The organism is Ramlibacter paludis (assembly GCF_022012305.1).
In the GTDB taxonomy this organism is placed as follows: domain Bacteria; phylum Pseudomonadota; class Gammaproteobacteria; order Burkholderiales; family Burkholderiaceae_C; genus Ramlibacter; species Ramlibacter paludis.
This window is the reverse complement of record NZ_JAKLTM010000004.1, coordinates 292,971-315,023: the sequence shown is the minus strand read 5'-3', so window position 1 is coordinate 315,023 and position 22,053 is coordinate 292,971. Positions and strand designations below refer to the sequence as shown.

Sequence of the window (22,053 nt, the reverse complement as noted above, 5' to 3'; positions counted from 1 at the left end):
AGGAACGCATGACCCTGCAATTCGCGTCACCATCGCCTCTGGGGTATTTCCGGATGCTGGTGCAAAGCGACGAGCACTTCCCCCTGCTGGAAGCGGCGGCCAGCCTGGCGCAGGACGAATATCCCGATCTCGACCTCCAGCTGGTGCTGGGCGACGTCGACCAGCTGCTGGCGCGCCTGAAGCGCCGCATTCCCGCCGATGCCGCAGCCCTGCAGCGGCTGCGCACCCTGAACCAGTTCTTCTTCCGCGACCTGAGTTTCGGCGGCAACGTCAACGACTACTGCGACCCGGACAACAGCTACCTGAACGTGGTGCTGCGCACGCGCCGCGGCATCCAGATCTCGCTGGCCGTGCTGTGGATCGAGCTGGCGCAAGGCATCGGCCTGCATGCGCGCGGCGTCTGCTTCCCGGGCCACTTCATGGTGAAGGTCAACCTGCCGAAGGGGCAGGTGGTGATCGATCCGTTCACCGGCCAGTCGCTGTCCCGCGAAGAACTCAGTGAACGGCTGGAGCCTTACAAGCGCCGCAGCGGCCTGGTCGACGAATTCGAGGTGCCGCTGGGCCTGTACCTGCAAGCCGCGCCGCCGCGCGACATCCTGGCGCGCATGCTGCGCAACCTGAAGGAAATCCACCGGGCGCAGGAAGACTGGCAGCGCGTGATCGCGGTGCAGGACCGGCTGCTGATCCTGCTGCCCGATGCCTGGGCCGAGTACCGCGACCGCGGACTGGCGCACGCCGAACAAGGCCACACGGCGCTGGCGGTCGACGACCTGGAGACCTACCTGGTGCATGCGCAGGACGCGCTGGACATCGATGCGATCGCGGACCGCGTCGCGGACCTGCGACGCGAGAAGCACTAGGAACTTGTCATCCCGGCCTGATCGAGCAGCGTAGCTGGATTGCGGGTCCAGCCCGCAATGACGTGGGTTACGCCACCCTTTGCACCGGATTCAAGGGCCTGGCCCCGGCCAGCACCCCCGACATCGGCGTGCGCGTGCGCAACACGTCGCGCGGCGCCGGCTCGCGCGCCACGGGCGCCGGATTCATCACCGGCCGCAGCCAGTCCAAAACGGGTTCCCACTGCGCCAGGTCCGTCGCCACCTGGCTGGGCGGCAGGTCGAACAGGGTCAGGCCTCTTTCCAGGCTGCGCACATAGAGCTGCGTCTCGCGCAGGTGACCCGGCATCTCGAGGTTGCGCTCGGCGGCCCAGTCCTTGAGCACCGCGGCGGCATTGGTGCGGCCGTCGACGCGCATGCCGATCGCCGCCAGCTTGCACTGGCCCTTGGCGGCGCGCGGCAGCGTCATCAGTTCCGCGTGGCAGGCGGCGGCCGATTCGCGGTCGAAGACGGAAGGACACACCGGCAGCACGATGGCGTCGGCGAACATGACGATGCGGGCGAGCTCGAAGCCGTGCAGGCCGCCGGGCGTATCGAGCACCACGTGGGTGATGCCGGTCGGCACGCGCAGCACGTTCTTCTGGTCGACGGTCCAGGGCGCGATGCCCGGGAGGGACGGATCGCGCCGGCGCAGCCAGCCGCGGCTGGATTGCTGGCGGTCGATGTCCCCCAGCATCACGGCATGGCCCTGGCGGGCGCACCAGGCCGCCACGTGGGCGGCAAAGGTGCTCTTGCCGCTCCCACCTTTGCGGTTGACGACGGCGATCACTGGCATGTTCCATCCTCCCCAACGACCTCGGCAGTGTGGGCCAGAACCGGCCGGCCGTCCAGCAGGCGTGGTATCCAGATGCTAGAGATGTTGTAGCGAGGCGTGGCTTCGGTCACGCCGCGGCCGGCCGCCGCCAGGCCAGTGCCGCCAGCGCCAGGGTGCTGAAGCCGGCGCCCGCCAGGAAGGCGGTGGAGGCCCCGAAGCGGTCCCAGAGCCAGCCGGCGATGCCGCTTGCCAGCAACAGCGCGAGGCCGCCGGCCAGGTTGAACACGCCGAAGGCGGTCCCCCGAAGCTGCTCCGGCGCGGTATCGGCGACCATCGTGGCCAGCAGGCCCTGGGTCATGGCCATATGCAGGCCCCACAGCAGGATGCCGCCCCAGAGCGGCCAGCCGTGGTCGGCGCGCGCCAGCAGGACGTCGGCGGCCACCAGCACCACCAGGCCGGCGGCCAGCAGCCCGCGGTGGCTGGCGCGGTCGGCCAGCTTGCCCAGCGGATAGGCACCCAGCGCGTAGACCAGGTTCATCACGATCAGGACCAGCGGCACCCAGGCCAGCGCCAGCCCGCCTTGCTGAGCCCGCAGCACCAGGAAGGCTTCGCTGAAGCGCGCCAGCGTGAAAAGCGCCCCGATCCCCACCACCCACCAGTAGGCCGGCGGCAGCAGGCGCAGGCTGTCGCGCCGGATCGGGTTGATGCGCACGGCGGCGGGGTCGTGCGGCGCCTCGTGCACCCCGAACAGCAACACGGCCACCGCGAGCACGCCGGGAATCACCGCCACCCAGAACACCGCGCGGATGTCGTTGGCCCACAGCAGCATCAAGGCGATGGCCAGCACCGGGCCGAGGAAGGCGCCGATGGTGTCCAGCGATTGGCGCAGGCCGAAGGCGGCGCCGCGCATGCCGGGCGGCGCGAGGTCGGCCACCAGCGCGTCGCGCGGGGCGCCGCGGATGCCCTTGCCGACCCGGTCGATGAGCCGGGCCGCCACCACCAGTCCGGCGGAGCCGGCCAGGGCGAACAGCGGCTTCGATGCCGCACCCAGGCCGTATCCCAGCAGCGCCAGCGGCTTGCGCCGGCCCAGCCAGTCGCTCCAGGCGCCGGAAAACACCTTGACGATCAAGGCCGTCGCCTCCGCCGCGCCTTCCAGCAGGCCCACCGTGACCATGCTGGCGCCCAGCGTGGTGACCATGAAGACCGGCAGCAGGCTGTGGATCAGCTCCGAAGAGACGTCCATCAGCAGGCTCACCAGGCCCAGCGCCCAGATGCCGGGCGGCAGCGTGCTCGGGGGCGTCCTGGCTTCGTTCAAGCGGGGTGGCGATTCATGGCGGCCGGGGCAGTGTAGGGCGAGCGGCGATAATTTAGGGATGAATCCGAAAGCCGCGTCCTCCGCCACCACCCTCAGCTACGAGCAGGCCGGCGTCAACTACGACCTGATCGATCCCCTCAAGGTGGCTGCGCAGCGGTCCGCGGCCGCGACCGCCGGCCACCTGGCGGCCCACGGTTTCAGCGAAGTCAAGGCCTCGCGCGGCGAGTCGGCCTACGTCGTGGACGTCGGCCCGTTCTACCTGGCTTCCATCGTCGAATGCCTCGGCTCCAAGGCGCTGGTGGCCGACGAGATGCGGCAACTGACCGGCAAGAGCTACTACGACGCGATCGCCCAGGACACGATCGCGATGGCGGTCAACGACCTGATCACCGTCGGCGCGACGCCGCTGGTGGTGCAGGCCTACTGGGCCGCCGGCGGCTCCGACTGGTTCGGCGACGCCCAGCGCGCGCAGGCCCTGGTCGAAGGCTGGAAGCGCGCCTGCGACACCTGCGGCGTGGCCTGGGGCGGCGGCGAGACGCCGGCGCTGGCCGGCGTGGTCGAAGCCGGGCGCATCGACCTGGCGGCCTCCTGCACCGGCCTGATCAATCCCAAGGAACGCCTCTCGGTGGGCGACAAGCTGGCCGCCGGCGATGCAATCGTGCTGCTCGCCTCCAGCGGCATCCACGCCAACGGCCTGAGCCTGGCGCGCAAGCTGGTCGAACGCCTGCCCCAGGGCTATCTCACGAAGCTGCCCGACGGCCAGAGCTACGGCGAGGCGCTGCTCGCGCCCACCGTGCTGTATTCGCCCGTGACCGAAGCGCTGTACAAGGCCGGCATCACGCCGCACTACTGCGCCAACGTCACCGGCCACGGCTGGCGCAAGCTGCTGCGGCACCAGGCGAAGCTGACGTACCGCATAGCCGCGCTGCCCGAAGTGCCGGCGGTGCTGCGCTTCATCCAGCAGCAGGCCAACCAGGACGACCGCGAGGCCTACAGCACGCTGAACATGGGCGCGGGCTTCGCGCTGTTCGTCGCCGCGGGCGATGCGCAGCGCACCGTGGAGATCGCGCAGTCGCTGGGCATCGCCGCCACGCTCGCGGGCCGCGTCGAGGCGGGCGACAAGCAGCTGCTGATCGAACCGCTGGGCATCCGCTTCAGCGACGAGGACCTGCAGCTCCGCTGAAAAAGGCGCGCTTTCCCTCGCATGCAATTCACCCCCACGCAGAAGCGGGCCGCAACCTGGCTGGGCATCGCGCTCCTGGCCGTGCTCGTGCTGCGCGCGCTCGGCCCGGTGCTGGCGCCCTTCGTGGTGGCCGCGGTGCTGGCCTATGCGCTGACGCCGCTGGTGGACCGGCTCGACGACATGGGGCGCGGCCGCATGCCGCGCGTGCTGGCGGTGGTGCTGGTGGAATTGATCGTGCTGCTGGCGCTGGTGTCGCTGGTGCTGCTGATCGTGCCGGTGCTGGTGAAGGAGCTGCCGCTGATGCGCGAGCAGCTGCCGGTCCTGTTCGACCGCCTGCATGCGGCGCTGTCGCCGCTGCTGGCGGAGTTCGGCCTGAAGATCTCGCTGGACCTGCAAAGCCTGCGCGCCCAGCTGGTGGACTACCTCAGCACCGGCAGCGGCCTCGGCCTCGGCTCGATCTGGTCGTCGGTCAAGATGGGTGGCAACGTCGCGCTCACCGTCGTCGGCTACCTGGTGCTGATCCCGGTGGCGCTGTTCTACCTGCTGATGGACTGGAAGCAGGTGGTCGCGCGCGTGCTCGAACTGGTGCCGCCGCGTGCGCGTCCCGGCGTCGATGCCTTCACGGCGGAGGCCGACCAGGTGCTGGGCCAGTACCTGCGCGGCCAGCTGCTGGTGATGGTCGTGATGGCGATCTTCTACAGCACGGGCCTGGCACTGTTCGGGCTCGACCTCGCCGTGCCGATCGGCGTGTTCACCGGCCTGGCGATGTTCGTGCCCTACGTCGGCTTCGGCATCGGGCTGGTGCTGGCGCTGATGGCCGGCTTCCTCGAATTCGCTTCGATCAAGGCGCTGGTGATGGTGGGCGTGGTCTACGGCTCCGGCCAGGTGATCGAAGGCTTCTACCTCACGCCGCGCTTCGTCGGCGAGCGCATCGGCCTGCATCCGCTGGCCGTGATCTTCGCGCTGCTCGCCTTCGGCCAGTTGTTCGGCTTCGTCGGCGTGCTGGTCGCCCTGCCGGCCAGCGCGGTGCTGCTGGTGGCCGTGCGGCGCGCGCGCAGCGGCTACCTCGCCAGCCAGCTGTACCACGGGTGAGCGCCATGCCGATGAAGCAACTCGCACTCGACATCGGCCTGGCCCGCGCGCCCAGCCTCGCGAGCTTCCTCGCCGGCCCCAACGAAGCGGCCTGGAGGCACCTGCAGCTCTGGGCCGGCAACCCGACCCGCTCGCCGGTGCCGACCTACCTCTGGGGCCAGCCGGGCAGCGGCAAGACGCACCTGCTGCGCGCGGTGGAGGAGAGCCTGCGGGAGCAGGGCGCCGCCACCGGCTGGCTCGATCCTTCGCTGGCGGAGCCGCCGCCCTTCGACGAACGCTGGGCGGTCGTGCTGCTCGACGACGTGCATCTCTATTCGGCGGTGCAGCAGCAGGCCGCCTTCTCCTGGTTCGTGCAGGCGCAGGCCCTGCAGCGCGGCGTGCTGTCCGCCGGCCTGCATGCACCCGTGCAGCTGCAGCTGCGCGAGGACCTTCGCACGCGCCTGGGCTGGGGCCACGTGTTCCAGCTGCACGTGCTGAGCGAGCCCGAGCGCCGCGCGGTGCTGCGCCAGGCGGCCGACGCGCGCGGCGTGTTCCTCAGCGACGAGGTGATGGACTTCATCCTCTCGCGCTTCTCGCGCGACCTCGCCAGCCTGATGCAGCTGCTGGACCACCTCGATGCCTATGCGCTGCAGACGCAGCGCGCCATCACCATTCCCCTGATCCGATCCATGCTGGAGAGCGAGTGAGCAAACCCCGGATTGCGCTGTTCGACCTCGATCACACGCTGCTGCCGATCGATTCGGACTACACCTGGGGCGAATTCACCCAGGAGATCGGGTGGACCGATCGCGTGGAGTTCAAGCGCCGCAACGACCAGTTCTACGCGCACTACGTCGCCGGCACGCTGGACGTGCACGACTACGTGCGCTTCGCCACCGAAGCCCTGCGCCTGAAGGGCGCAGCGGCTTATGCGGATGCGCATGCCCGCTTCATGCGGCAGCACATCCTGCCGCTGCGTGCCGCGGCCGTCGACCTCGTGCGGTCCCACCAGCAGGCCGGCGACGCGGTGGCCATCGTGACGGCGACCAACGAGCTGGTGACGCGTCCGATCGCCGAGGCTTTCGGCGTGCCGGAGCTGATCGCTGTCGACCTCGTGCGCGACGCCGGCGGCTGGATCACCGGCGAAATCGCCGGCGTGCCTTCGATGCGCGAGGGCAAGGTGGTACGCGTCGCCGACTGGCTGCGCGCGCGCGGCCAGGACTGGCTGGACGTGGAAACGACCTTCTATTCGGACTCCACCAACGACCTGCCGCTGCTGGAGAAGGTCGACCATCCGGTCGCCACCAATCCGGACCCGCGGCTGCGCGCCATCGCCCTGGAGCGCGGCTGGCGTATCCTCGACCTGTTCACCGATACCAATGATTAAAAAGTTCATCGAAAACCTGCTCGGGGGCGGCAAGCCGCCGAAGTTCGGCAAGCGCCAGGAAGTCGGCCCCGAAGAGCACGCGATCGACCCCACGCTGGTCGACGAGCGCGCCCTCAACGTGGTGCACACGCTCAAGGAAGCGGGCTTCGAGGCCTACATCGTCGGCGGCGCCGTGCGCGACCTGCTGCTCGGGCTGCGGCCCAAGGACTTCGACGTGGCCACCAGCGCCACGCCGGAGCAGGTGAAGGGGCTGTTCCGCCGCGCCTTCATCATCGGCCGGCGCTTCCGCATCGTCCACGTGGTCTACGGCCGCGGGCGCGAGCACGAGGTGATCGAGGTCTCGACCTTCCGCGCCTACATGGACAGCGCCGCGGCGGAATCCGTCAGCGGCAACGAGCGCACCAGCAAGAGCCAGCTGGCGGGCATGAAGCACGCCGTCGACTCCGCCGGCCGCGTGCTGCGCGACAACGTCTGGGGCCCGCAGGAAGAGGACGCGGCGCGCCGCGACTTCACGATCAACGCGATGTACTACGACCCCGAGCGGCGCGTGGTGGTCGACTACCACGGCGGCATCAAGGACGCGAAGAAGCTGGTGCTGCGCATGATCGGCGACCCCGCTGCGCGCTACCGCGAGGACCCGGTGCGCATCATCCGCGCGGTGCGCTTCTCCGCCAAGCTGGCGGCGCTGGGCTTCAAGTTCGATCCCAAGACCAAGGCGCCGCTGCTGCCCAGCCTGTCGCTGCTGCAGGAAGTGCCGCAAAGCCGCCTGTTCGACGAAATGCTCAAGCTGCTGCAGACGGGCCACTCGCTGGCCACGATCGAGCAGCTGAAGTTCCTCGGCATGGCACGCGGCATCTATCCGCTGCTGGACCTGGTGGTCGAGCGCGCCGAGCAGCCCTTCGTGCGCGCGGCGCTGCAGGACACCGACCGCCGCGTCTCCGAGAACAAGCCGGTGGCGCCCAGCTTCCTCCTGGCCTGCGTGCTGTGGGCGGACGTGCGCGACGGCTGGGCCGCCCGTCTCGCCCGCCGGCAGCATCCTTTCCCGGCGCTGCAGGAAGCGATCGACGAAGTGTTCGAGTCGCGCATCGGCGACATCTCGGGCCGCGGCAAGCTCGGCGCCGACATGCGCGAGATCTGGATGATGCAGCCGCGCTTCGAGAAGCGCATGGGCAGCACGCCCTTCAGCCTGGTGGAGCAGCCGCGCTTCCGCGCCGCCTTCGACTTCATGCGCCTGCGCGCCGACATCGGCGAAGTGGACGTGGTGCTGGCCGACTGGTGGCAGGAGTTCAGCCAGGCCAGCGACGCCGTGCGCGAGGACCTGGTGATGCAGCTGCGCGACGAGCAGCAGAAGCACCAGCGCGGCGTGCGCAAGCCGCGGCCGCCGGCGCCGCCGCGCGACGAATCCGCGCCCGATTCCGTGGCCCCCGAGGCCGAGGATGCGGAAGCCGGCAGCGCCAGCGCCGACGCCCCGCGCAAGCGCCGGCGGCGCCGCCGCAAGCCCGCGGGGCAGGGCGGCGGCGACGGCCAGGGACAGGACGCTTCGTCCTGAGGCCATGCGCGACCCGGTCACTGCCTACGTGGGGCTGGGCGCGAACCTCGGCGATCCCGCGCGGGCGCTGAACGACGCCCTGGCTTCGCTCGCGCAGCTGCCGGCAACGTCGGTGCTTGCACGTTCGTCCTTCTACCGCTCCGAGCCGATCGATGCGGGCGGGCCTGACTACGTCAACGCAGTCGCGGCGATTTCCACCGCCCTCGACCCCTATGCCTTGCTCGCGCAGCTGCAAACGATCGAGCAGGGCGCCGGGCGCGAGCGGCCTTACCGCAACGCGCCGCGCACGCTGGACCTGGACCTGCTCCTGTACGGCTCGGCGCAGGTTGGCAGCGCGTCGCTCGTCGTGCCGCATCCGCGCATGCGCGAACGCGCCTTCGTGCTGCGTCCGCTCGCCGAGATCGCACCGCACCTCGTCACGGGGGACGAACTGCAAGCCGTCGCCTCCCAGCGCATCACCGCATTACCTCCCGCGTCATCGCCAGCATGACGGCCGGCCGGCACGATACCGGCATGGATTTCGACAACGGAGGTAATCATGACTGACACCGGACTGATCGCGCTGGCCTGCGGGCTCATCATCGGCTTGGGCGCCATCGGCGCCTGCCTGGGCATAGGCGCCATGGGCGGCCGCTTCATCGACGGCGCGGTGCGCCAGCCGGAGATGATGGAACCCCTGCAGACCAAGATGTTCCTGCTGGCCGGCCTGATCGACGCCAACTTCCTGATCGGCGTCGGCGTGGCGATGATGTTCGTGTTCGCGAACCCGTTCGCAAAATAATGTCATCCCCGCGCAGGCGGGGATCCAGGGCCCCTAGAACCAGTCGACCAGCCCCGACTGCTCCGCATTCTGCGGATTCGACCCGGCCTCGCGCACGCGCTGCAGTGCCTCGCCGGTGTCCAGCCCCAGGGCCTTGAGGACGCAGGCGGCGGCGGTGCCGGTGCGGCCCAGCCCGGCGGCGCAGTGCAGCAGCACGGCGTCGCCGGTCTGGAGCGCGGTGACGACGTTGGCGATGTCGCGGCGGAAGGCCGCCGGGTCTTCGGGCACGCCGAAGTTGCGCATCGCCACCTGCTGCCAGCGGAAGTTGACGCGCCCCGCCACCACGGCCGCGTGATAGTCGGGCGAGAGTTCGGCCAGCTCTTGGCGCGGGGTCAGGCACACCACCAGCCGCAGCCGCGTGCGGTCGGCCTGCGCCTCGAAAGCCGACCAGGCTTCGAAGCGGCCCGGCATCGAGCCCAGCCACAACTGGCCGGGCACTTCGGGCGGGAGGTGGACGCGTCGCAAAGCCATGGCGGATTATGGTCGCGCGCTGCTGCGTTGCTGGGTCACTTCCAGCTCCGACACCGGTGCCGCGCGGTTGCCCCAGGACGCGCGTACGAAGGTCAGCACGGCAGCGACGTCCGCATCGCTCAGCTGCATCGCGAAGGGCGGCATGCCGAAGGGCCGCGGGTTGCCGCGCGTGGCCGGCGCGAAGCCGCCGTTCAGCACCACCTGCACCAGGTTGGCGGTCACCGGCAGCGTGATCGCGCGGTTGCCGGCCAGCGCCGGATAGGCATTGGGCACGCCTTGCCCCGCGTCGCCGTGGCAGCCGGCGCAGTGCTGCTCGTAGATCTTGCCGCCGCGTGCCAGGAGCTGCGCGCCGGCTTGCGGCACTTCACGCGGATCGCTGTCGCCGCCCGTGGGCGGCAGGCTTTTGAGGAATACCGCGATCGCGCGGATGTCGACCGGCTCCAGGTATTGCAGGCTGTGCAGCACCACCTCGCCCATGGGCCCTTGCACCATCGCATTGCGCGAGGCGCCGGTGGACAGCAGCTGCTCGATCTCCGCAATCGGCCACTCCGCGACACCGGCCTGGTTGGGCGAGGACAGCGAAGGCGCGTACCAGTTCTGCATCGGGATCAGCCCGCCCGACAGGTCGGCCAGGTCGCGCGAGCCGCCCAGTGCGTTGCGCGCGGTGTGGCAGGCGCCGCAGTGGCCCAGGCCGCGCACGAGGTAGGCGCCGCGGTTCCACTCGGGCGTGTGGGCCGCGTCCTCCTCGAACTTCTCCGGCCGGAAGTACAGCGTGCGCCACACGGCCAGCGCCGCCTGGCTGTCGTAGGGAAAGCGCAGGCGATGCAGCCGGTTGGGACGGTTCACCGGCGGCAGGCTGCGCAGGTAGTCGAAGAGGGCATCCGCATCGGCGCCGGTCACCAGTGTCGTGTGCGTGTAGGGGAAGGCGGGGTACAGCAGGCGGCCGTCGCGGGACCGCCCTTCGTGCAGCGCGCGCCGGAAGTGCGCGGCCGACCAGCTGCCGATGCCGGTGCGCGCATCGGGCGTGAGGTTGCTGGAGAACACCGTGCCGAAAGGCGTGGCGATCGGCCGGCCGCCGGCATAGGGCGGGCCGCCGCGCTCGGTGTGGCACAGCATGCAGTTGCCCACGCGTGCCAGGTAGGCGCCGCGCGCGACCTGCTCGCCGCTGGGCGCCGCCGTCGGCGCCAGGTCCTGGATGCGCGGGCCGCTGCCGAAGTTGATCATCCACACCAGCGCCGCGCCGGCCAGCAGCAGCGCCAGCAACGCCCAGAGCACGCGCTTGATCATGGCCTGGCTCCGGCCGGCGCCTGCGCGGATCCGCAGCGCATCGGCGGTGGGGGTTCGACGGCCGCGGCGGGTGCCCCGCGCCGGCCCTTGTGCCGCACGGGCGCAACCGCCACCGGGGCCGCGGCAGGTTTGGGATTGCGCGGCAACGCTTCGGCCGCAAGGAAGGCGGTGACCGCCGCCAGGTCTTCCGGCTCGAGCCGGCGCGCGATCTCGCCCATGCAGTCGGGCACATGCGCGCGCCGCTGGCCGGTGCGCCACGCGCCCAGCTGCGCATTGAGGTAATCGCGCGACAGGCCCAGCAGGCCCGGCACGGCGGGCTGCACGCCGGTCAAGGCCTTGCCGTGGCAGCTGATGCAGGCGGGCAGCTGGCGCGCGGGGTCGCCGTGCAAGGTGAGCGCGCGGCCCCGCTCCAGCACTTCTGGTGGCGCGCCCGCGGGCTGCGGCGGCGGGTAAGGCACGTCGAGCGAAGCGAAGTGCTGCGCGATCTCGTACAGGTAGGCATCGGACAGCGGATCGAGCAGGGCGCTCATCAAGCCGTAGTGCCGGCGGCCTTCGCGGAAGTTCAACAGCTGGTTGTACAGGTAGCCCTGCGGCTTGCCGGCCAGGCGCGGGTAGTAGCCGTCCGGACCGGCACGGCCTTCGCGGCCGTGGCAGCTGGTGCAAGCCAGCGTGCGTTGCGCGATGGTGTCCTCGAAACGCACCGGCGCGGCGGTGGCGGCGATTGCCGCCACGCCCATCGCCAGGAAAAAAATCATGTCGCGCATCCGCGGGACTATGCCATTGTTGACGCGCGCGTCCCGCCCCGTCGGCAGCCAGCGGACAAGCGCAGGGGGCTCGTCCTACACGGGCCGCGAAAGGCGCTCACTATGGTGAGTCGCATGAATCTCTACCGACGCTCCAGCAAGCCCAGGCAGCAGGCCGAAGACCGTCCGCGCCGGCGGCCGCCGCAGGGTGAAGAGGGCACCAACGCCGTCCAGCACCGTCCGGACCCCAAGGCCGAACCGATTCCCGACGGCGAGCACAAGTACGTGCCGCGCAGCCCGTACCGCACCGGGAATTACTAGTCCCCCAGCACGACGTCGCCTTCGGGAAAGGCGACGCAGGGCAGCACCCAGCCGCCGCTCGCCTTTTCCTCCGGCAACAGTCCCGGCCAGGGGATGCGGTAGCGCACGGCCCCGGAGTGCAAGGGCCGCAGGCAGGCACGGCAGGTGCCGTTGCGGCACGAGCTCGCGAGCGCGAAGCCCGCGTCGGCCGCCGACAGCAGCAGCGGCCGGTCGCCGCGCGCGCTGAAGCGCCGGCCCGAGGGCAGCAGCACCGCCTGGTAGACGGGCGCGTTCGCCCCCTCATCTTTCATGGTCCCATGATAATGGCCGGCCCCCACCCTTCCTTCCTCCATGGCCACCAGCCTGCTTGCCCTGCTCGACGACATCAGCACCCTGCTGGATGACGTCTCCGTCCTCACCAAGGTCGCCGCCAAGAAGACCGCCGGCGTGCTGGGCGACGACCTCGCGCTGAACGCGCAGCAGGTGAGCGGCGTGCGCGCCGAGCGCGAGCTGCCCGTGGTGTGGGCGGTCGCCAAGGGCTCGCTCGTGAACAAGGCGATCCTGGTGCCGGCGGCGCTGGCCATCAGCGCGATCGCGCCCTGGGCCGTCACGCCGCTGCTGATGGTGGGCGGCGCCTACCTCTGCTTCGAAGGCATGGAGAAGGTGGCGCACCGGCTGCTGCACAGCCGGGCCGAGGACGATGCGCACCACCGCGAAATGGTGGAGGCCAATGCCAATCCGCAGGTCGATGTGGTGGCCTTCGAAAAGGCCAAGATCAAGGGCGCGATCCGCACCGACTTCATCCTCTCCGCCGAGATCATCGTGATTTCGCTCGGGGCGGTGGCCGGCCAGGATTTCCTCACGCGGCTGGCGGTGCTGGTGGGCATCGCCCTGGTGATGACGGCCGGCGTCTACGGCCTGGTTGGCGCCATCGTGAAGCTGGACGACTTCGGCGCTTACCTGACGCGGCGCGGCAGCGGAGCCGCGCAGGCCGTCGGCAACGGCATCCTGCGCGCCGCACCCTGGCTGATGAAAGGCCTGTCACTGGCCGGCACCGTCGCCATGTTCCTGGTGGGCGGCAGCATCCTGGCGCACGGCATCCCCCCGCTGCACCACTGGATCGAGGCGACGGCCGCGGCCGCCGGGGCCTGGGAAAAGCCGCTGGCGATGCTGCTGGATGCCGTGGTCGGCATGGTGGCGGGCGGCGTGCTGCTGGCGGGTTACGCGCTGGCGCAACGCCTGCGCGGGAAGAAAGCTTCGGCGCACGCCTAGCGCGCCCACCCTAGGGTTACCGCTCATGCGTAGGGGCCTTCCTACGCTGCCTTGCGCCTTGTGCGGATAGGGCGATTGCACGCGCGCCCCAAGAATGGCTCTTCGATTGAGGGAGAAGTCCATGCCTGACCTGCACCAGCCCGATCCGGCTTCCGCCGGCCTGCCCCCCGCCGTGGCCATGGCCGCCGCCCCGGAGGACGATTTCGACTACGCCCTCGGCTTCGAGTGCGCCGACCCGTCCCTGCACATCGCGTGCTGGTCCACCGAGGCCAGTCCCGCGCCGCGCGAACTTTCCTGAAGCGAAGCGGGAGGGCGCGGACGCCTACAGGCGACGCCGCCTTCCGCCCACCCGGGCTGAGCGGCCCGCTTCCTAAGCTGGCCGCCACCTGCCCACTTCCTCCGCCGTAGCCATGCAATCCGACAAGCCCGAAGAGAACACCGAACGCAACGAGTTCTGGGATGCGCTGCGCAAGGGCGCCCTGGTCGGCATCGCGCTGCTGGTGATCATCATCCCGCCGCTGCGCATGGCGCAGAAGAACAAGGCGGCCGAACATGCGGCCGTGGCGACTGCCCCGGCCACGCAGCAGCCTCCCGCCGCGGCTCCCGCACCCGACAGCGTGAACGGCGTGCAGCTGGCCGACTTCAAGGGCGAGCAGCCCTCCGCCGACGCCCTCAAGGTGGCGAACTGGGCGGTCTTCACCGGCGACGCCAAGAAGCACGCCTTCGTGATCGTCGACAAGAAGGACGCCCGCGTCTACGTGTTCGGCCCGGACGGCAAGCTGAAGGACAGCGCTCCCGCGCTGCTGGGCGCCGCCCGCGGCGACGACACCTTCCCGGGCGTGGGCGACAAGCCGATCGCCCAGGTGCTGCCGGAAGAGAAGACCACGCCGGCCGGCCGCTTCGTCGCCGAGCCGGGCCGCAACGCCAACGGCGAAGACGTCGTCTGGGTGGACTACGCAGCGGCCGTCTCCATGCACCGCATCCGCCCGCTGGTGGCCGCCGAACGCCGCCTGGAGCGCCTGGCCACGCTGACCGTGGACGACAACCGCATTTCCTTCGGCTGCATCAACCTGCCGGTGAGCTTCTACGAAGACGTCCTGAATCCCACCGTGAAGAAATACGGCGCCATCGTCTACGTGCTGCCCGAAACGCGGTCGGCCGAACAGGTCTTCGGCGCCTACGACGTGCTGCAGGCGCAAGCCGGCAACGCGCACGCGCAACAAGTCGCATTCAAGCGCTGAACGTCGGGCCTGGCCCGGCTGTTACCTTTACATCCCTTGCCCACCGCCGAGCGGGCTTGCTAGCATCCGACCCCAGCTGAGCCACCCACCGCTCGGCACGGGGGACTCGGATGTCGATGGCAAGCCGGTGGCTGCGCAAAGCAGCCGTCTGTACGGCGTTTTGCATGCTGGCCGCTGCAGCGGGCGCCGGCCAGCCCTATTTGCTCAAGGCCTTGCCCGAGGCGCAGAGGCTGCTCGCCTGGATCAAGGCCAGCGGCGACACCCAGGGCCGACCCTTTGCGCTGGTCGACAAGCGCCACGCCATGCTTTACGTGTTCGACGCCGACGGCCGACTCGCCGGCAGCAGCGTGGCCCTGCTCGGGTCGGCGCGCGGCGACCACATCGTGCCGGGCGTGGGCGAACGCACCGCGGCCGGCAGCCTGCGCAACGAGGACAAGACCACGCCGGCCGGCCGCTTCGAGGCGCAGCCGGGCCGCAACCTGCAGGGCGAGGACGTGGTCTGGGTCGACTACGAAAGCGCCTTCGCCATCCACCGCGTGCGTCCGGGCAAGGCCTGGAAGGCGCGGGCCGAGCGCCTGGCGACGGCCACGCCCACGGACAACCGGGTGTCCTGGGGCTGCGTCGTGGTGCCGGTGGCGTTCTACGAAGGTGTGGTCGCCAACGTGCTCGGCGCCGGCCGCAGCGTGGTCTACGTGCTGCCGGAATCGCGACCGGCCAAGTCCTTCTTCGCCGCGCTCGAAGCGTCCTGAGGCGCCGTCCGACACAGCCGCAAGCGCGGCACCGACGAAGCCGTTGCGTCATTCTCCTCACGCTGGGCGGGCTGGCATCTGCCGGTTACAACGTACACCATAGCTAGGAGATCTGAACCATGAACACCATCCTGAAGACCCTGGTCGCCGGTCTGGCCACCGCCACCGTCGCCCTTGCCTTTGCCCAGGGCAACCCGCCGAACCCCGCGGTGGCCAACCCCGCGCAGGGCGCGGGCCAGCGCAGCAGCCAGAACACCCCCATGGGCACGACCGGCACGCCGGGCGGCGCCGGCGCCACGGCGCAGGGCAGCATGGGCACGAGCAGCGCCGGCAGCACCGCTGCGACCAGCGCCGCCGCCAACGCCGGCACCACCGCCGGTTCGTCGACCACGATGGCCGGCAATGACATGGGCTCCAAGTCGAGCACCAAGCACACCACCAAGAAGGCCAAGAAGAAGGTCGTCAAGGCCGACCGCGGCTGATCGCGCCTGGCGCCAGGAAAGGGGCCCGCAGTCGCGGGCCTTTTTTCTTGCGGCGCCGGAATTCAGTCGACGCGGGCCGTGCGCAGCCGCAAGGCGTTGGCGATCACGCTCACCGAGGACAGCGCCATCGCGGCCGCCGCGACCACCGGCGACAGCATCAGCCCGAAGAACGGGTAGAGCACGCCTGCCGCGAGCGGGATGCCGGCCACGTTGTAGGCAAAGGACAGGAAGAGGTTCTGGCGGATGTTGCGCATGGTCGCGTGCGACAACTTGCGTGCGCGCACGATGCCCATCAGGTCGCCCTTCAGCAGCGTGATGCCGGCGCTTTCCATCGCCACGTCGGTGCCGGTTCCCATGGCGATGCCGACTTCGGCGGCCGCCAGGGCCGGCGCGTCGTTCACGCCGTCGCCGGCCATGGCCACCATGCGGCCCTGCTGGCGCAGGCGCTGCACGGTGCTGGCCTTGTCCTGCGGCAACACCTCGGCCACCACCTCCTCGATTCCCAGCTCGCGGCCCACGGCCTCGGCGGTGGTCTTGCCGTCGCCCGTGAGCATCACGATGCGCACGCCGGCGGCTCGCAAGGCCTGCAGCGCGGCGGGCGTGGTCGCCTTGATCGGGTCGGCGATGGCGACGAAGCCGGCCAGCCGGCGATCGAAGGCGACGAAGATCACGGTGGCGGCGCGGGCGCGCTGCTGCTCGGCGGCGGCTTGCAGCGAAGACACGTCGACGCCGTGTTGCGCCAGGAAGCGGGGCGCGCCGCTGGCCACGTCGACGCCCTCGACGCGGCCGACCACGCCCTGTCCGACCGGCGAATCGAAGTCGGTCGCGGCGGACAAGGTCAGCCCGCGCTCGAGCGCGGCCGCAACGATCGCCATGGCCAGGGGATGCTCGCTGTTCCTCTCCACGCTGGCCAGCTTTTGCAACAGGTCGTCGGCCTCGATGCCGGCGGCCGGCTCGACGTGGACCACGCGGGGCCGGCCTTCCGTCAGCGTGCCGGTCTTGTCGACGACCAGGGTGTCGATCTTCTCCATCCGCTCCAGGGCCTCGGCGTCGCGCACCAGCACGCCGTGCTGGGCGCCGCGCCCCACGCCCACCATGATGGACATGGGCGTCGCCAGCCCCAGGGCGCAGGGGCAGGCGATGATGAGAACCGCGACCGCGGCGATCAGTGCGTACGAAAAAGCCGGAGCCGGCCCCCAAGCGAGCCATGCTGCGAAGGTGGCGAGCGCCACCGCGAGCACGAGGGGCACGAACCAGGCGGCCACCTGGTCGGCCATGCGTTGGATGGGCGCGCGGCTGCGCTGCGCTGCGGCCACCATGTGCACGATCTGCGCCAGCAGCGTTTCGGCGCCGACCTTCTCGGCGCGCATCACGAAGCCACCGGTCTGGTTCAAGGTGCCCGCCGTGACCTTCGCGCCCGGCGCCTTGGCGACCGGCATCGGCTCGCCGGTGACCATGGACTCGTCCACGGTTCCCTTTCCTTCCACCAGCTCGCCGTCCACCGGCACCTTCTCCCCGGGCCGCACGCGCAGCAGCTCGCCGGCCTGGATGGTGTCGATCGGGACGGTTTCGTCGGCGCCTTCGTGCCCCACGCGCACGGCGGTCTTGGGCGCGAGGTCGAGGAGGGCCTTGATCGCGCCGGACGTCTTCTCGCGCGCCCTCAGTTCCAGCACCTGGCCCAGCAGCACGAGCACGGTGATGACCGCCGCGGCCTCGAAGTACACCGCGATCGAGCCATCGTGGGCGCGCAGCTCCGGCGGGAACAGGCCCGGCGCCAGCGTGCCGGCCATGCTGTACAGCCACGCCGCCCCGGTGCCCAGGGCGATCAGGGTGAACATGTTCAGGCTGCGGTTCCTCACGGACGCCAGTGCGCGAACGAAGAACGGCCAACCGGCCCACAGCACCACCGGCGTGCCCAGGAGCAGCTGCACCCAGTTGGACGCCTGGCCGGGCAGGAGATGCCAGCCGAGGAGGTGCCCGCCCATTTCCAGGATGAACACCGGCGCCGTCAGGGCCAGCCCGATCCAGAACCTGCGGGTCATGTCGCGCAGTTCCGGGCTCTCGGCGTCGCCCGTGGCAAGCACCGGTTCGAGGGCCATGCCGCAGATGGGGCAATGGCCGGGCCCCATCTGGCGAACCTGCGGGTGCATGGGGCACGTGTATTCCACGGCCTTGCCGTCCTGATGGCCGGTCAGCGGAGCGGCCGGGGCGGTGGGGGCGTGGTGGTGGCCGTGCTCCGCGTGAATGGAGGGAACTTGCATGGCAGCGTTTCCTGTTTTCTTTCAGGCCTGCGCCAAGGGTTGCGCAGAGCCTGGTGACCGCCCGGGATCAGCGACGCGGCGTCGCCGCCTCGCGGTCGACCATCATCTGCATCATCTGCTCCATCATGGCCATGCGGCGCTCCATGGCGCCGTGCATGCCCATCATGTCGCCCATGCCGCCCGTAGCACCCATGCCGCCCATGCCGCCCATGCCGCCCATGCCGCCCATGCCCTTGCCGCCCATGCGGGACATCATCTCCATCCCGGACTGCATGAGCTTCATGTGCTCCGCCATCAGCGCCTGCTTTTCGGCCGGCGTCCTGGCGGACTCCATGCGCTGGTGCATGTCCTGCATCGTTCGCATCTGCCGTTCGAACTGCTCCGCGGAAGGCTTTGCAGGCTGTGCCGGCGCGGATGGAGCGGACGCCGCGCCTTCCGGATGGTGAGCGGCGTGGTCTTGCGGATTCCCCTGTGCTGCGGCAAGCGAGCTGGCAAGACCGAGTGCGATCGCGAAGGTCGTGGATTTCATGAAAGTGCTCCCAGGTAATCAGATGCAGCATCCGCCCCTGGCGCTCCCCTGCGCTTGAGGCAGGTCAACTCCCTTCGGACTGCCGCAGCCGCAACCGCAGCCTCCGGAGCGCGCCGGCTGGGCTTCAACGGCGCTCGGCGAATAGCCCGCCTCCCGGATCGCCGATTCGAGTTCCGCGGGGATGGCCGAGTTGCCGGCCACGTGCACGAGGTGACCAGGCAGGTCGAACTCCACGCGCGCGCCTGCGTCTTCGGCAGCGATGGCCTTGGCGATGGTTGCGGCGCAGTGGCCGCAGGTCATGTCGGGGATCTTGAAAGTGACCATGGAGTGCTCCGATGCGATGGTGATGGAGCAATGATCAACCTTCCCATGGTGGCAAGGTCAAGGACTATTTTGCGCGGCGTCGATGGAACTTTTCCGCCCGTGTTAACCTAAGCACTGTGAAGTTGATTCGCGTGTGGCTCCTGGTCCTGCTGGCGTTCGCACTCCCGATGCGGGGTGCGATGGCCGCTGCCATGCTGTGCGCGCCCTCCGGCACGCATGCGCACGTTGCAGCCGCCGGCGGCCACCACGGCCATGAGCACCAGGCAAGCCACGACCAAGCGGCTGCCCAGCCGAATGCCGCACACGATCACGGCGGCGGCCACGACGGCACGGACAAGTGCAGCTCGTGCGCGTCCTGCTGTTCCGTGCCGGCCACGGTTGCATCCAGCATCACGCTTCCCCAGGGGCCGCCCGCAGCGGCTCCGGCTTCCGAGTACCTGGCTCCGGCCGCCGAGTTCTTCTGCGGCGGGCAGGAGCGCCCACCCCGAACCATCTGACCCATTGAGGCCTCCGCACGAGGCCTGATGGCGCTCGCGCGCGCTGCGCACGGGCATCGGCCGACCCCCGTCGGCGATTCGGATTGGCTTTGGAATGAACAAGAACACCTGCAGGCTGCCCGCAGCCTTTCCGTGGTTGCGCCCGTGCGCAATCGCGGCCTCATCCGCGCTCCTGGCCGGCTGCGCCTCCTTCTCCGCCGACGGCGGCTTCGACAAGGTGGCGCAGCTGACCAAGGAGCGCACTGGCCAGCAAGTGGCGATGCAGCGCGCCGACAGCGAGCGCCAGGTGGCCCAGGGACGCGTTGCCGAACTGCTTGCGCAACCACTCACGGCGGACGCCGCCGTCGAAATCGCTTTCCTGAACAACCGCGGGCTGCAGGCCCGGCTGGGTGAACTCGGCATCGCGGAGGCCGACGCCGTGCGTGCCGGGCGGCTGCCGAATCCGGTCTTCCGCTTCGGCCGCCTTTCCGGCGGCGGCAGCGTCGAAATCGAACGCAGCGTGTTGTTCAACGTGCTGGGCTTGCTCACCCTGCCCGTGGCTTCGGAAGTCGGCCAGCGCCGCTTCGAGCAGGCCCAGTACCAGGCCGCCCTGGACGCAGTCGGCGTGGCGAACACCGTGCGGCGCGCCTACTTCGACGCCGTGGCGGCGCAGGAACTGGTCAGGTTCCACCAGCAGGTGAAGGAGGCGGCCGATGCCTCCAATGAACTCGCCAAGCGCATGCTGCAGGCCGGCAACTTCAGCAAGCTCACGCAGATGCGCGAGCAGGCGTTCTACGCGGACGCAAGCGCGCAGCTGGCCCGCGCGCAGCACCAGGCCACTGCCGATCGTGAACGCCTCATCCGGCTGCTCGGACTTTCCGGCGACCCGGCCATCCGGCTCCCCGAGCGGTTGCCGGACCTGCCGAAACAGCCAGCCGACCCGCGCGACGCGGAGCGCACGGCGCTGGAAAAGCGCCTGGACGTCCTCCTGGCCACGCGCGGCACGGAGGCCGCTGCCAGGTCGCTGGGGCTCACGATGGCCACGCGATTCATCAACGTGCTGGAGCTGGGCTACCAGAACAAGAGCGAGACGGGTGTCCCGCGATCCGACGGCTACGAGATCGAGCTGGAACTGCCGCTGTTCGACTTCGGCGCCACCCGCGCGGCGCGCGCCGAAGCGATCTACATGCAATCGGTGAACCGCACGGCGGAAGTGGCCGTCAACGCGCGCTCCGAAGTGCGCGAGTCGTACTCGGCCTATCGCACGGCGTACGACCTGGCGCGGCACTACCGCGACGAAGTCGTGCCGCTGCGCAAGCGCATCTCCGAGGAGAACCTGCTTCGCTACAACGGCATGTTGATCAGCGTGTTCGAGCTGCTGGCCGATGCGCGCGAACAGGTCGCGGGCGTGACCGGCTACGTGCAGGCGCTGCGCGACTTCTGGGTCGCGGATACCAACCTGCAGACGGCGCTCACGGGCGGGTCGCCGGGCGCGTCGGCCCTGGCGCAGCCAAGGACTGCGACCGGTGCGGTTCCGTCGCAGGCGCACTGAGAAAGAACAACCATGTCGAATCGTCGCAACTTCTTCAAGACCGCAGGAGCCGTCGCGCTCGGTGCCAGTGCGGTCAGCCGCGCCGGCGCTGCCTCGCTGCCGGAAGCCGTGGTCCAGTCCTCGGCCGCCACGCAGCCACCGCCAGCCCCGCCCACGGGGCGGCCGTTCAACCCGGTGGTGACGCTCAACGGCTGGTCGCTGCCCTGGCGCATGAACGCCAACGTCAAGGAATTCCACTTGGTCTGCGAGCCGGTGGTACGCGAGTTCGCCCCGGGCATGAAGGTCAACATGTGGGGCTTCAACGGCTCCAGCCCCGGCCCCACCATCGAGGCGGTGGAAGGCGACCGCGTCCGCATCTTCGTCACCAACAAGCTGCCGGAGCCGACCGCGATCCACTGGCACGGGATTCTGCTGCCTTCTGGCATGGACGGCGTGTCAGGGTTGACGCAGCCGCCCATCCCGGTGGGCAAGACCTACGTCTACGAGTTCACGCTGCTGCGGCCGGGGTCGCACTTCTATCACACGCACCTGGACGAACAGCTGCAGCTCGCGCTCGGCATGTACGGCTGCCTCGTGGTGCACCCGAAGGACAGCAGCTTCATGAAGGTCGACCGCGACTTCATGTTCATGCTGGCTTCCTACGACGTCGAGCCGGGCGCGATGACGCCGAAGGTGAGCACCATGACCGACTTCAACATGTGGACGTGGAACAACCGCGTCTTTCCGGGCATCGACCCGCTGGTCGCCCGCACCGGTGAACGCGTCCGCATCCGCATCGGCAACCTGACCATGACGAACCATCCGATCCACATGCACGGTCCGCACTTCGAAGTCACCGGCACCGATGGAGGCTGGATCGCCAAGGCGGCCCGCTGGCCGGAGGTGACGACCGACATCGGGGTCGGGCAATTGCGCGCGATCGAGTTCAACGCCGTGGCCGGGGACTGGGCCATCCACTGCCACAAGTCGCACCACACCATGAACGCCATGGGGCACAACGTGCCCACGATGGTCGGCGTGGACCAGCGGGGCGTAGCGGAACGGATCGCGAAACTCGTGCCCGACTACATGGCCATGGGCGAGAAGGGCATGCACGAGATGGCCGAGATGGAAATGCCCATCCCGGACAACACCCTGCCGATGATGACCGGCCGCGGCCCGTTCGGCCCGGTGGGCATGGGCGGCATGTTCAGCGTGGTGAAGGTGCGCGACGACGTCCGTCCCGGCGACTTCAAGGATCCCGGCGCCTACAAGCACCCGCCCGGCACCGTCGTTTATGAATACACCGGCCAGCTGCGGGAGCCGGCGCGCGCCCAGCCGCCCGCCCCGGGAAAGACGAACCTGTCCGTGCGCCGGCCTTCCGGCCATGCGGGCCATTGAACAAGGAGATG

General features: G+C 69.9%; 26 protein-coding genes. 17 read left to right on the top strand and 9 right to left on the bottom strand.

From position 1 onward, the window contains the following. Positions 1–8 precede the first annotated feature (8 nt). Positions 9–860, top strand: a complete 852-nt coding sequence (locus tag LZ009_RS15200; protein WP_275698794.1) for a SirB1 family protein — start codon at positions 9–11, stop codon at positions 858–860. A 67-nt stretch (positions 861–927) separates the two neighbouring features. Here the strand turns inward: LZ009_RS15200 and LZ009_RS15195 are convergent, their stop codons facing one another. Next, positions 928–1,671: a ParA family protein gene (locus LZ009_RS15195; RefSeq protein ID WP_275698793.1), complete on the bottom strand. Its 744-nt coding sequence runs from the start codon at positions 1,669–1,671 to the stop codon at positions 928–930. A gap of 106 nt (positions 1,672–1,777) precedes the next feature. Continuing rightward, positions 1,778–2,965, bottom strand: coding sequence for an MFS transporter (locus LZ009_RS15190; protein WP_275698792.1), 1,188 nt, complete (start codon positions 2,963–2,965; stop codon positions 1,778–1,780). Between the two features lie 58 nt (positions 2,966–3,023). Here LZ009_RS15190 and LZ009_RS15185 point away from each other — a divergent pair, with 58 nt between their 5' ends. Genes LZ009_RS15185 through atpE form a run of 7 tightly spaced genes read left to right on the top strand, consistent with a single transcriptional unit; the run spans position 3,024 to position 8,936 of the window. Further along, positions 3,024–4,148, top strand: coding sequence for an AIR synthase related protein (locus tag LZ009_RS15185; RefSeq protein WP_275698791.1), 1,125 nt, complete (start codon positions 3,024–3,026; stop codon positions 4,146–4,148). A 21-nt stretch (positions 4,149–4,169) separates the two neighbouring features. Then, the gene (locus LZ009_RS15180) at positions 4,170–5,240 is read left to right on the top strand and encodes an AI-2E family transporter (RefSeq protein WP_275698790.1); all 1,071 of its coding nucleotides are present in this window, start codon (positions 4,170–4,172) and stop codon (positions 5,238–5,240) included. Between the two features lie 11 nt (positions 5,241–5,251). Next, positions 5,252–5,926: a DnaA regulatory inactivator Hda gene (gene hda, locus LZ009_RS15175; protein WP_275698789.1), complete on the top strand. Its 675-nt coding sequence runs from the start codon at positions 5,252–5,254 to the stop codon at positions 5,924–5,926. After that, positions 5,905–6,606, top strand: coding sequence for an HAD family hydrolase (locus tag LZ009_RS15170; protein ID WP_275699146.1), 702 nt, complete (start codon positions 5,905–5,907; stop codon positions 6,604–6,606). Before hda ends, LZ009_RS15170 begins: the two co-directional genes overlap by 22 nt. Beyond that, entirely contained in the window at positions 6,599–8,155 is a 1,557-nt protein-coding gene (gene pcnB, locus LZ009_RS15165) for a polynucleotide adenylyltransferase PcnB (protein WP_275698788.1), read from the top strand. The genes LZ009_RS15170 and pcnB overlap by 8 nt, the downstream gene beginning before the upstream one ends. A gap of 4 nt (positions 8,156–8,159) precedes the next feature. Next, positions 8,160–8,645 carry a 2-amino-4-hydroxy-6-hydroxymethyldihydropteridine diphosphokinase gene (gene folK, locus LZ009_RS15160; protein ID WP_275698787.1) on the top strand — a complete coding sequence of 162 codons (486 nt, stop codon included), beginning with the start codon at positions 8,160–8,162 and terminating at the stop codon, positions 8,643–8,645. Positions 8,646–8,693: 48 nt separating this feature from the next. Beyond that, on the top strand, positions 8,694–8,936 hold the full coding sequence (gene atpE / locus LZ009_RS15155; RefSeq protein WP_275698786.1) for a F0F1 ATP synthase subunit C: 243 nt from the start codon (positions 8,694–8,696) through the stop codon (positions 8,934–8,936). A 33-nt stretch (positions 8,937–8,969) separates the two neighbouring features. On the opposite strand, the gene LZ009_RS15150 is transcribed toward atpE, so the two are convergent. The 3 genes from LZ009_RS15150 to LZ009_RS15140 are packed head-to-tail and all read right to left on the bottom strand — an operon-like array spanning position 8,970 to position 11,488. Then, entirely contained in the window at positions 8,970–9,446 is a 477-nt protein-coding gene (locus LZ009_RS15150; protein ID WP_275698785.1) for a protein-tyrosine phosphatase family protein, read from the bottom strand. A 6-nt stretch (positions 9,447–9,452) separates the two neighbouring features. Then, positions 9,453–10,733 (bottom strand): c-type cytochrome, encoded by a 1,281-nt coding sequence (locus LZ009_RS15145; RefSeq protein WP_275698784.1) that lies wholly within the window; start codon positions 10,731–10,733, stop codon positions 9,453–9,455. Further along, positions 10,730–11,488: a c-type cytochrome gene (locus LZ009_RS15140; protein WP_430300383.1), complete on the bottom strand. Its 759-nt coding sequence runs from the start codon at positions 11,486–11,488 to the stop codon at positions 10,730–10,732. The genes LZ009_RS15145 and LZ009_RS15140 overlap by 4 nt, the downstream gene beginning before the upstream one ends. 123 nt (positions 11,489–11,611) lie before the next feature. Between LZ009_RS15140 and LZ009_RS15135 the strand changes: the two genes are divergently transcribed. Further along, a complete protein-coding gene (locus tag LZ009_RS15135; RefSeq protein ID WP_275698782.1) occupies positions 11,612–11,797 on the top strand; it encodes a hypothetical protein in 186 nt (61 codons plus the stop codon). Here the strand turns inward: LZ009_RS15135 and LZ009_RS15130 are convergent. Continuing rightward, positions 11,794–12,087 carry a 2Fe-2S iron-sulfur cluster-binding protein gene (locus tag LZ009_RS15130; protein ID WP_275698781.1) on the bottom strand — a complete coding sequence of 98 codons (294 nt, stop codon included), beginning with the start codon at positions 12,085–12,087 and terminating at the stop codon, positions 11,794–11,796. The two genes, LZ009_RS15135 and LZ009_RS15130, sit on opposite strands and share 4 nt — an antisense overlap. 40 nt (positions 12,088–12,127) lie before the next feature. Here LZ009_RS15130 and LZ009_RS15125 point away from each other — a divergent pair, with 40 nt between their 5' ends. From LZ009_RS15125 to LZ009_RS15105, 5 genes are all read left to right on the top strand, one after another. Further along, positions 12,128–13,048 (top strand): DUF808 domain-containing protein, encoded by a 921-nt coding sequence (locus tag LZ009_RS15125; RefSeq protein WP_275698780.1) that lies wholly within the window; start codon positions 12,128–12,130, stop codon positions 13,046–13,048. Between the two features lie 121 nt (positions 13,049–13,169). After that, positions 13,170–13,346: a hypothetical protein gene (locus tag LZ009_RS15120; RefSeq protein WP_275698779.1), complete on the top strand. Its 177-nt coding sequence runs from the start codon at positions 13,170–13,172 to the stop codon at positions 13,344–13,346. A 112-nt stretch (positions 13,347–13,458) separates the two neighbouring features. After that, a complete protein-coding gene (locus tag LZ009_RS15115) occupies positions 13,459–14,289 on the top strand; it encodes a hypothetical protein (protein ID WP_275698778.1) in 831 nt (276 codons plus the stop codon). A 164-nt stretch (positions 14,290–14,453) separates the two neighbouring features. Further along, entirely contained in the window at positions 14,454–15,038 is a 585-nt protein-coding gene (locus tag LZ009_RS15110) for a L,D-transpeptidase (protein ID WP_275698777.1), read from the top strand. Between the two features lie 119 nt (positions 15,039–15,157). After that, positions 15,158–15,520, top strand: coding sequence for a hypothetical protein (locus LZ009_RS15105; RefSeq protein ID WP_275698776.1), 363 nt, complete (start codon positions 15,158–15,160; stop codon positions 15,518–15,520). Positions 15,521–15,582: 62 nt separating this feature from the next. Here LZ009_RS15105 and LZ009_RS15100 read toward each other — a convergent pair whose 3' ends face one another. The 3 genes from LZ009_RS15100 to LZ009_RS15090 form a co-directional block, all read right to left on the bottom strand. Then, positions 15,583–17,781, bottom strand: coding sequence for a copper-transporting P-type ATPase (locus LZ009_RS15100; protein ID WP_275698775.1), 2,199 nt, complete (start codon positions 17,779–17,781; stop codon positions 15,583–15,585). A 67-nt stretch (positions 17,782–17,848) separates the two neighbouring features. Continuing rightward, on the bottom strand, positions 17,849–18,145 hold the full coding sequence (locus LZ009_RS15095) for a hypothetical protein (protein WP_275698774.1): 297 nt from the start codon (positions 18,143–18,145) through the stop codon (positions 17,849–17,851). 183 nt (positions 18,146–18,328) lie between these two features. Next, positions 18,329–18,634 carry a heavy-metal-associated domain-containing protein gene (locus LZ009_RS15090; protein ID WP_275698773.1) on the bottom strand — a complete coding sequence of 102 codons (306 nt, stop codon included), beginning with the start codon at positions 18,632–18,634 and terminating at the stop codon, positions 18,329–18,331. 116 nt (positions 18,635–18,750) lie between these two features. Here LZ009_RS15090 and LZ009_RS15085 point away from each other — a divergent pair, with 116 nt between their 5' ends. The 3 genes from LZ009_RS15085 to LZ009_RS15075 all read left to right on the top strand — a co-directional run bounded on the left by LZ009_RS15085 (position 18,751) and on the right by LZ009_RS15075 (position 22,042). Further along, on the top strand, positions 18,751–19,131 hold the full coding sequence (locus LZ009_RS15085) for a hypothetical protein (RefSeq protein WP_275698772.1): 381 nt from the start codon (positions 18,751–18,753) through the stop codon (positions 19,129–19,131). A 94-nt stretch (positions 19,132–19,225) separates the two neighbouring features. Beyond that, on the top strand, positions 19,226–20,662 hold the full coding sequence (locus LZ009_RS15080) for a TolC family protein (protein ID WP_275698771.1): 1,437 nt from the start codon (positions 19,226–19,228) through the stop codon (positions 20,660–20,662). 12 nt (positions 20,663–20,674) lie between these two features. After that, positions 20,675–22,042 (top strand): multicopper oxidase family protein, encoded by a 1,368-nt coding sequence (locus LZ009_RS15075; RefSeq protein WP_275698770.1) that lies wholly within the window; start codon positions 20,675–20,677, stop codon positions 22,040–22,042. The last annotated feature ends 11 nt before the right edge of the window (positions 22,043–22,053 follow it).